The following is a 7315-nucleotide window of genomic DNA, read 5'->3' on the forward strand; positions in this document are numbered from 1 at the left end:
GTTGTCGAGACCGATGTCGAAGCGTCTTCCTTCATCCCGCCCGCGCCCGAGCGCCGTCAACCACACCTTGGAACAAGCGGTTGCCGCGCTGCGCGCTCAGCAGCCTGCCGTCGCTGAACGTCTCGCCTCGGAGGTGCTCAAGGCGAATAGGGGCAATGTCATGGCCGCGCAGGTACTGGGCGAGGCCTTGCTGTTGCAGGACCGGTCCGCGGAGGCGATCGGCCTGTTGCAGAGGTCGGCGCGGCGCAGCCCTGAACCGGGTACCGAGACCCTGCTGGCCATGGCCCTGGACGCCGCCGGGCGAGGCGACGAGGCGCTGGATCAGTGGCGCCGGGCGACCACACGGCGACCCGCATTCCCGTTGGCGTTCCTCAAGTTGGGAGAACGGCTCGGCGAGATCGGTCGCGTCGACGAGGGTATCGCGGTGCTCGAAGAGGGGTTCGCGCTTGCCCCAGACGGGATCGGCCTGCGAGTGGGGCTTGGATATCTCCACCTGAGACGCCACGACCGCGATATGGCGCGCCGGCTGTTCCTGCAGGTGCTGGCGGAGGCGCCGGAGCGGCATGACGCGACGGTCGGCTTGGCCCGCGTGATGGGCGCGGATGGCGAACACGCCGCCGCGGCCGATCTCTTTCGACGCGCGCTCGCGCTGCGGCCCGAAGATGCGGCGACCCTGATCGATCTCGGAAAGTGTCTGTTGGAAATGGGCGTGCGCAGCGCGGGGAGGCGACCTTGCGCATCGCGGCGCGCGGCGGACCGCAATTGGCCGGACTGGCTGTGACAGCGCACGCGGCGACATCGCATGGCCGTCTCTTCCTGCGGCCCAGCGCCGCCGCCGAATTCCTTGGCGTCGCGAAGGCCGCCGATCGCGTTCAGGCCCGGAACTGACTGCGGTACACGCCCCGTTCGCGGCGGATCAGATCGTCCAGATCGCGGGAGGCGGTCGCCTCTTCTTCCGTGAAGACCGCGAGTTCGGCAGTCCAGGTTTCCCGCTTGATTGGAATGCACTGCGCGATGGGCGTGCCCTTCGGCAGGACGCCGTTGAACCTCGTCTCGTGCCAGTGCGCCGGGAAATTGATCCTGGCGTCGTGGTAGCGGTCGCAGTCGACGACGCCGGTCAGGGTGGCGAAAGGCAAGTCGAAGCGGTTGGCCGGGTGCGTGAACAGGAGCGAGTAGCCGGCCGGCGCCTCGATCGTCCAGAGATTGTGAAACTTGATGAGGAACCGGTCCGGATCGAACAACGGCGAGCCGACAACCTGGCTGGGGGGATGGAAGCCGAGCGGCGCCCGCTCGAATCCGGCGACTCCGGCCACGGGAAGGTCGTTGTCCCAACTGAACTCGCCATTCTGCACCTGGACGTCACAGATGAGCGGCATGAGGAAGCCGCTGGTCATAGCGTCGATGAAGGGCGGACAGCGTTTGACGGTATCATCCTCAGCGCAAAGGATCGGGTTAAGCGCCGTCTGCGGCATGGTTCTGAACCAACCAGGCAGGCCGCGTACGGCCGGCACGGGCGGTGGAATCAGCCCCTCCAGCTCCTTCGGACACCGGAAGGTGAGCGTCATAGGACTGTGGTGCGACATTACGTTTGCCAGCTTCCGCGACACACCAACGGCGTCATCCACACTGTCATAGCCCGGCGAACCACAGGCCCGAAATCCATTCGGGTTTCGCCCGTGAATGGATGCATATCGCCATGCTCACGGGCTCGCCGCCACGGTCTGGCACGCAGCGGCGCCGGCGGATGCCGCAACCGGGGTCATCGGGAGGCCGAGGACGGCCAGGATGGCGAGCAGGAACCTCACAGACGACGGCCCGTCCCCGCGACATCCTTCGCGAAATGGGCACGCCCACCCGCCACTCACTTGCCGGCGGACTTCTGAAATGCGGTAGGCGGACCTCCTGCCGCTGAGTTCGGCAATGCTTCAGCGGTCATCGGCTTGCACCTCCAGATCCAAACGTTCGAGGAAACCGACTACAGCGTCGAGAAAGGCGTCATTGCGGTCCCCCGCGACCATGTGAGATGCGCCGGCGACATCGGTGAACTGGGCGTTCTTTAGTCTTGCGACGAAATCTTCGGCGGCTTGCCGCGTCACCAATTCGCTCAGCCGACCCCGAATGAGGTGCACTGGCAGGGCCAGACTGGCCAGCCCGGCGTCGAACGCCTGCGCATCTCGCCTCGACCGTTCCCGGTTCGCGCTTGCGACGAAGCTGGGATCCCAATGCCAGCGATATCGACCATCGCCGCCGCACCGAAGGTTCTTCGCCAGTCCGGAAAGGTTCGAAGGCCTTGGGCGGTGGGGCAAATAGGAGCTGATCACATCGGCCGCCTGCTCAAGGCTAGCGAAACCTTCGCCGATATGAGCGCTCATGAAGCCCATGACTTTAGCGGCGCCGTCCATGTCCATGTTGGGCACAATGTCCACCAGGGTTATGGAGCTGAAGCTCCGAGGCGCGATCTCGGCTTCCGCGAGCAATCCGGCGAGGCCGCCGAGCGACGCGCCGATCAGCGCCGGACGTCCGCCCATCTCGTTGGCGACGGTTGCGAGGTCGCCCGCGAACCGTTCCATCTGGTAGTCGCCTGTCGGCGACCAACCGCTGTCGCCGTGGCCGCGCAGGTCCAGGGCGATGGCTTCCCAGCCGCGATCCGCCAGCGCCGACGCGGTCTCAGGCGTGCCGGGTCTGGCCCCCCCCGTGCGCCAGCAGCACGCCGCCGCGGATCGGCGCGCCGTAGCGGTCGGCGACGAGGTCGAGGCCGTCGGCCGTTCTGAAGACGGTACGGTGCGGTTCAGTCATCGAAAATCCTCTTTACGGGAACAGCCTGCCGGCGCCCATGACCGATCCTGCCAATCGGCCCTTTCCGCCGCGGACCGCCGCAGTGGTCGCTTGAGGCTTTCCTTCGTCCGGTAAGTCAGCGTAGCATGAAGATGTCATAACGAAACACATATGTGTCGGAGAAAGCATGAGCGACGTCGTTACGTTCGAGCGGAAGGGGCATGTCGCACTCATCACCCTCAATCGACCCGAGGCGAGAAACGCCATTTCCCCGGAGATGCTCGTTCGATTGGCCGACACCTGGACCGCAGTGCGCGACGACCCCGACATCCGCGTCGCGGTGGTCACCGGCGCCGGCGACAAGGCTTTCTGTTCTGGAGCCGATCTTGGACGGTTCATTCCATTGATGAGTCGCGCGCGGCCACCCGAAGACGAGTGGGATCGGCGCCTTCTGGCGGACGGAGAGATGCTGGGCCGGGGGCTTCTTCGGACCTTCGACGTGGTCAAGCCGGTGATTGCGGCGATCAATGGTCACGCGATCGCCGGGGGCATGGAGCTGGCGCAGGGGACGGACCTGCGGGTCGCGTCCGAATCCGCCAGGTTTGGGGTGCAGGAAGTCAAGTGGGCGATCTTCCCGGGAGGCGGTTCGACGGTGAGACTGCCACGCCAGATACCCTATGCCCGCGCCATGGAGCTGCTGCTCACCGGCGATCTCATTACCGCCGCCGAAGCGCTCGAGTTGGGGTTCCTCAATCGCGTGGTCCCCCAGGCCGACGTGCTGCCCACAGCCCTTGATCTGGCTGAGCGCATCGCCGCCAACGGGCCGATCGCGGTCCAGGCCATCCGTCGGTCGGCGCGAGCTTGCCTGGGCCGACCGGAAGCTGAAGCCATGCAAATCGAATCCGAAATGGCTGCCCCTGTCTTCCGAACCGAGGACGCCCGGGAGGGGCCGCTCGCCTTCATGCAGAAACGCCAGCCTGTCTTCCAGGGTCGCTGACCCAAGGTCGGCTCAGCGACCCTCATCATCAGAGACAAGGAACACTGTCATGGCTTTGCACAGCCGCATCTGTGAGATTTTCGGCATTCAATATCCCATCGTCCTTGCCGGAATGGGCGGCGCCAGCGTTCCCCGCCTGGCGGCGGCCGTCTCAAACGCCGGGGGTCTGGGAATCCTGGGTGCTGCGGCTTGCTCGCCCGAGGAACTTCGCGCCTGGATCCGCGAGGTGCGATCGCTCACCGACAAGCCGTTCGGCGTCGACACCCTGCTTCCCGCCTCGGTGCGCCGCGAGGTGGTGGATGCGGCGGCGGCCTCCGGAGGAGGCGGCAAACCGTCTCCCATGGAGCTGATCGGCGACTATCAGGCGTTCGCGGCGGATTTCATGCATCAGGAAGGCCTGCAAAAGGTCGCACGCCCGCGCGAGACCACCAACGCCGAAGCTCGGGGCGACCCCGCGTTCTTCTCCAAGGAGTTCTTCGAGGCGCAAATGGAGGTGGTGATCGAGGAAAAGGTGCCGGTCTACGCTGCGGGCCTGGGAAACCCCGGCCCCTGGATGGAGCGACTGCGGGAGAACGGTACAAAGATCATGGCCGTCATCGGGTCTGTGAAGCACGCGCTGCAGGTCGCCGCGTCTGGCATCGACGTGGTGGTCGCACAGGGCCATGACGGGGGCGGACACAATTCGCCGATTGGAACCATGGCGCTGATCCCCCAGGTCGTCGACGCCATGGCGGGGCGCATCCCGGTGCTCGGGGCCGGCGGTATCACCGACGGCCGCGGCGTAGCCGCCGCCATGATGCTGGGGGCTGAAGGCGCCTGGGTGGGCACTGCGTTCCTGGCGACGGAGGAAGCCGGCATTCAGCAATTCCAGAAGGAGGTTCTGGTCGAGTACGGCGATGGTAACACGGTAGTGTCAAAATCCGTCACCGGAAAGCCGGCCAGGATCATCCGCAACAAGTGGGCGCAGGCCTGGGTCGACGCGGAGAAGTCGCCGCTCCCCATGCCCTTCCAGTCGATCATCGCCGGGCCCGTGCTCGCGGCGGCGACCCTGGATCAGCGCAAGGATATCGCGCCTGGGTTTGCCGGCCAGGGCATGGGTCTCATCAAGGCCATCCGACCGGCCCGCGAGGTTCTGGAAGATCTCGTGGGCGGCGCCGAGATCGCCCTTGCCCGCGCCGATCGCTATCTCTGAACCCTGGAAGGAAATGCCGATGACCCCGCGCAGAATGCCCGAGTTTCGCGCCGAGATGGTCGAGGGCTTCATGGCTTCGAGCAATCGGATGACCGGCCTCCCCGAGTTCCTGGGCTTGCGGATCGTCGCCATGGAGCCAGGCCGGTTGACGGCGGAGATGGCGGTCGATCCGAAGCTGCTGACCGGCTTCGGCAACATGCACGGGGGCGTCTTATCGGCCGCCTGCGACCACGTGCTGGGATGCGTCTGCTACCCCCATATGGAGAAGGGCCAGTGGGCGGCCACGACCGAGTTCAAGATTAACCTGCTCGCCCCGGTCAGCCGCGGGACGGTCACGGCGCATGCCGAAATCATCTCCATGAGCAAACAGACCGCGGTCGTCAGGATCGAGATGGAAAACGAGGGCCGGCTCTGCTGCTCGGCGCAGGGCACTGTCCTGATCCAGAACCCCAGACCCGCCTGACGAAAGTCCGTCGCTCAGGCGGTCTTCCGGGCCGGGCCCGGGATTCCGAGCACGTCGCCCATGATCTTGAGCAACTCGGCGCGGCGACCCCGGAACAGGTCCTTGGGGGCGGCCAGGCCAAGGGCCAGCGGACGTGCCGGCGGACTGACCGAGAGGGGGATGGCCAGCATCGCGGCGTTGTCGTTGACCAGGCCCGCATGAAAGGCGTGCCCTCGGGCAGCGACCTGGGCAACGTCACTGGCGACTTCCTCGGCGGCCGGCGGCGCTTCATCTCCGTCCCATGCCACCAGGCCTTCGGCGATCAGCCGGACCCTGCGATCAGGGGGGGCCATGGCCAGCAGCACGCGGCCCAAGGTCGAGCGAGCAAGGCACCGCCGCGTACCCGCCTTGACGTGGTAGCGGATCGGCGTCGTGCCCTCGATCACGCGGACATACTGGCAGTAGCCGCCGCTCGCCGCACCCAGCACCACGGTCATCTGGGTTTGCTCCGCGATGTCACGCATCTGCTGCTGGATGCGCCGAAGCGGGAGGATTTCGTCGCCAACCCAGTGACCGAGCAGGGAGACCCGGATGGACGGAAAGAATGTCTTGTCGTCGGCGGAAAACTCCAGGTAGCCGAGGTCGGCGAGGCTGCGGAGTAGCGCCGCGGTGCTCGAATGTGGATAACCCAGCGCCAGGGCCACGTCCTGGATGTGGGCAGGTCTACGGACCTCGTCGAAATACTCGAAAATCTCCAGGGTCCGGGCGGCGGACTTGACGACGGACTGATCAGGCTTCGGCATGCTTTCAAGTCCTTGGGGCAGGCTCAGATCGCGAGCGCCGCCCGGGTTCCTTCCTCAATGGCCCGCACGGCATCCAGCCCGACGGCGGCGCGTGCACCCCCAACCACGGTAAAAGGAACCTGCTTCGCCGCCAGCGACGGGACGATTTCCGCCTGCGGCTCCTGGCCGATGCATAACACGAAGGTATCGGCAGCGACCAATTTTGGGACGCCACCCACCGTGACATGCAGGCCCTCCGGTGCGAGGTGGCCATAGACGACATCCCCGATTGTAGCGACGCCCCGGCGTATGACCTCCTGCATGTTGGCCCAGCCTCGCGTCTTGCTCAGGCCCGCGCCGAACGCCGAACCCGGTTTGCGCTGAATGATCGTGATCCGTCGGGCCGCCGGCCAGGACGTTGGTGGCTGCTGCAGAGCGCCGCGCTCGGCAAGGGCCGTGTCGATTCCCCAGTCGCGGGAGAACCCCTCAATGTCGGACGACGTAGGATCGCCCGCGCCAGTGGGATGCGCCAGCAGTTGAGCTACGTCAAAGCCAATGCCGCCCGCGCCCAGGATCGCCACCGTATCGCCCGCGCGTTCGGGTGTTTCGATGGCCTGCGCATAGGTGAGCACACGAGGGTCGTCCATTCCGATCGAGTCCAGGGCTCGCGGCTCCACGCCGGTGGCCAGAATCACATGATCGTAGGCGGCGGCGAGAAGCTCCTGCGCGCGGGCATACGTTCCCAACCGCACTTCGACCCCGAGTTCGGACAGCCGCGCGCCGTAATATCCGATGGTTTCGGCATAGTCCTCCTTGCCCGGGATCCGGCGCGCGAGATTGAACTGCCCGCCGATCCGCTCTGACATCTCGAACAGGGTGACCCTGTGGCCACGGTCCGCGCACGTCACCGCCGCAGCCAGGCCCGCGGGTCCCGCGCCAACGACCGCGACACGCTTGGATTCGATCGGCCCCGCGACATCGCCAAATTCGGCCTCGCGGCAGGCGCCGGGATTGACCATGCAGGTCGTGAGCTTGCCGGTGAAGGCGTTGTCCAGGCAGGCCTGATTGCAGCCAATGCACACATTGATCGCGGCGCGTCGCCCGGCCCGGGCCTTGGCGACGAAGTC

9 protein-coding genes are annotated in these 7315 nt (G+C 66.2%); 4 read left to right on the plus strand and 5 right to left on the minus strand.

Annotated elements, in window-relative coordinates; all coding sequences use genetic code 11:
• Positions 1-13 precede the first annotated feature (13 nt).
• Positions 14-781: a tetratricopeptide repeat protein gene (locus tag QZV94_RS17635; RefSeq protein ID WP_293679602.1), complete on the plus strand. Its 768-nt coding sequence runs from the start codon at positions 14-16 to the stop codon at positions 779-781.
• Positions 782-872: 91 nt separating this feature from the next.
• Here QZV94_RS17635 and QZV94_RS17640 read toward each other — a convergent pair whose 3' ends face one another.
• The 3 genes from QZV94_RS17640 to QZV94_RS17650 form a co-directional block, all read right to left on the minus strand.
• Positions 873-1565: a hypothetical protein gene (locus QZV94_RS17640; protein ID WP_293679605.1), complete on the minus strand. Its 693-nt coding sequence runs from the start codon at positions 1563-1565 to the stop codon at positions 873-875.
• Positions 1566-1925: 360 nt separating this feature from the next.
• Positions 1926-2654: an alpha/beta fold hydrolase gene (locus QZV94_RS17645; RefSeq protein ID WP_367254742.1), complete on the minus strand. Its 729-nt coding sequence runs from the start codon at positions 2652-2654 to the stop codon at positions 1926-1928.
• A gap of 13 nt (positions 2655-2667) precedes the next feature.
• A complete protein-coding gene (locus QZV94_RS17650) occupies positions 2668-2796 on the minus strand; it encodes a hypothetical protein (protein WP_293679607.1) in 129 nt (42 codons plus the stop codon).
• A 166-nt stretch (positions 2797-2962) separates the two neighbouring features.
• Between QZV94_RS17650 and QZV94_RS17655 the strand changes: the two genes are divergently transcribed.
• From QZV94_RS17655 to QZV94_RS17665, 3 genes are read left to right on the plus strand one after another with little or no spacing between them, the layout of a single operon-like run.
• Positions 2963-3772 (plus strand): enoyl-CoA hydratase-related protein, encoded by an 810-nt coding sequence (locus QZV94_RS17655; RefSeq protein ID WP_293679610.1) that lies wholly within the window; start codon positions 2963-2965, stop codon positions 3770-3772.
• A 49-nt stretch (positions 3773-3821) separates the two neighbouring features.
• Positions 3822-4964 carry an NAD(P)H-dependent flavin oxidoreductase gene (locus QZV94_RS17660; RefSeq protein WP_367254738.1) on the plus strand — a complete coding sequence of 381 codons (1143 nt, stop codon included), beginning with the start codon at positions 3822-3824 and terminating at the stop codon, positions 4962-4964.
• 19 nt (positions 4965-4983) lie between these two features.
• Positions 4984-5427, plus strand: a complete 444-nt coding sequence (locus QZV94_RS17665) for a PaaI family thioesterase (RefSeq protein ID WP_293679613.1) — start codon at positions 4984-4986, stop codon at positions 5425-5427.
• 14 nt (positions 5428-5441) lie between these two features.
• Here QZV94_RS17665 and QZV94_RS17670 read toward each other — a convergent pair whose 3' ends face one another.
• Positions 5442-6209, minus strand: a complete 768-nt coding sequence (locus QZV94_RS17670; protein WP_293679618.1) for a helix-turn-helix domain-containing protein — start codon at positions 6207-6209, stop codon at positions 5442-5444.
• 23 nt (positions 6210-6232) lie between these two features.
• Positions 6233-7315: FAD-dependent oxidoreductase (locus tag QZV94_RS17675; RefSeq protein WP_293679623.1), on the minus strand; the 1083-nt coding region annotated here is incomplete at its 5' end.

Source organism: uncultured Phenylobacterium sp. (assembly GCF_902826855.1).
Classification (GTDB): Bacteria; Pseudomonadota; Alphaproteobacteria; order Caulobacterales; family Caulobacteraceae; genus Phenylobacterium.

Bases quoted from the DNA above. Each gene is read 5' to 3' on its own strand.
- QZV94_RS17670 (WP_293679618.1), bottom strand. From the start codon at position 6,209: ATGCCGAAGCCTGATCAGTCCGTCGTCAAGTCCGCCGCCCGGACCCTG.
- QZV94_RS17660 (WP_367254738.1), top strand. From the start codon at position 3,822: ATGGCTTTGCACAGCCGCATCTGTGAGATTTTCGGCATTCAATATCCC.
- QZV94_RS17650 (WP_293679607.1), bottom strand. From the start codon at position 2,796: ATGACTGAACCGCACCGTACCGTCTTCAGAACGGCCGACGGCCTCGAC.
- QZV94_RS17655 (WP_293679610.1), top strand. From the start codon at position 2,963: ATGAGCGACGTCGTTACGTTCGAGCGGAAGGGGCATGTCGCACTCATC.
- QZV94_RS17665 (WP_293679613.1), top strand. From the start codon at position 4,984: ATGACCCCGCGCAGAATGCCCGAGTTTCGCGCCGAGATGGTCGAGGGC.
- QZV94_RS17635 (WP_293679602.1), top strand. From the start codon at position 14: ATGTCGAAGCGTCTTCCTTCATCCCGCCCGCGCCCGAGCGCCGTCAAC.
- QZV94_RS17640 (WP_293679605.1), bottom strand. From the start codon at position 1,565: ATGACGCTCACCTTCCGGTGTCCGAAGGAGCTGGAGGGGCTGATTCCA.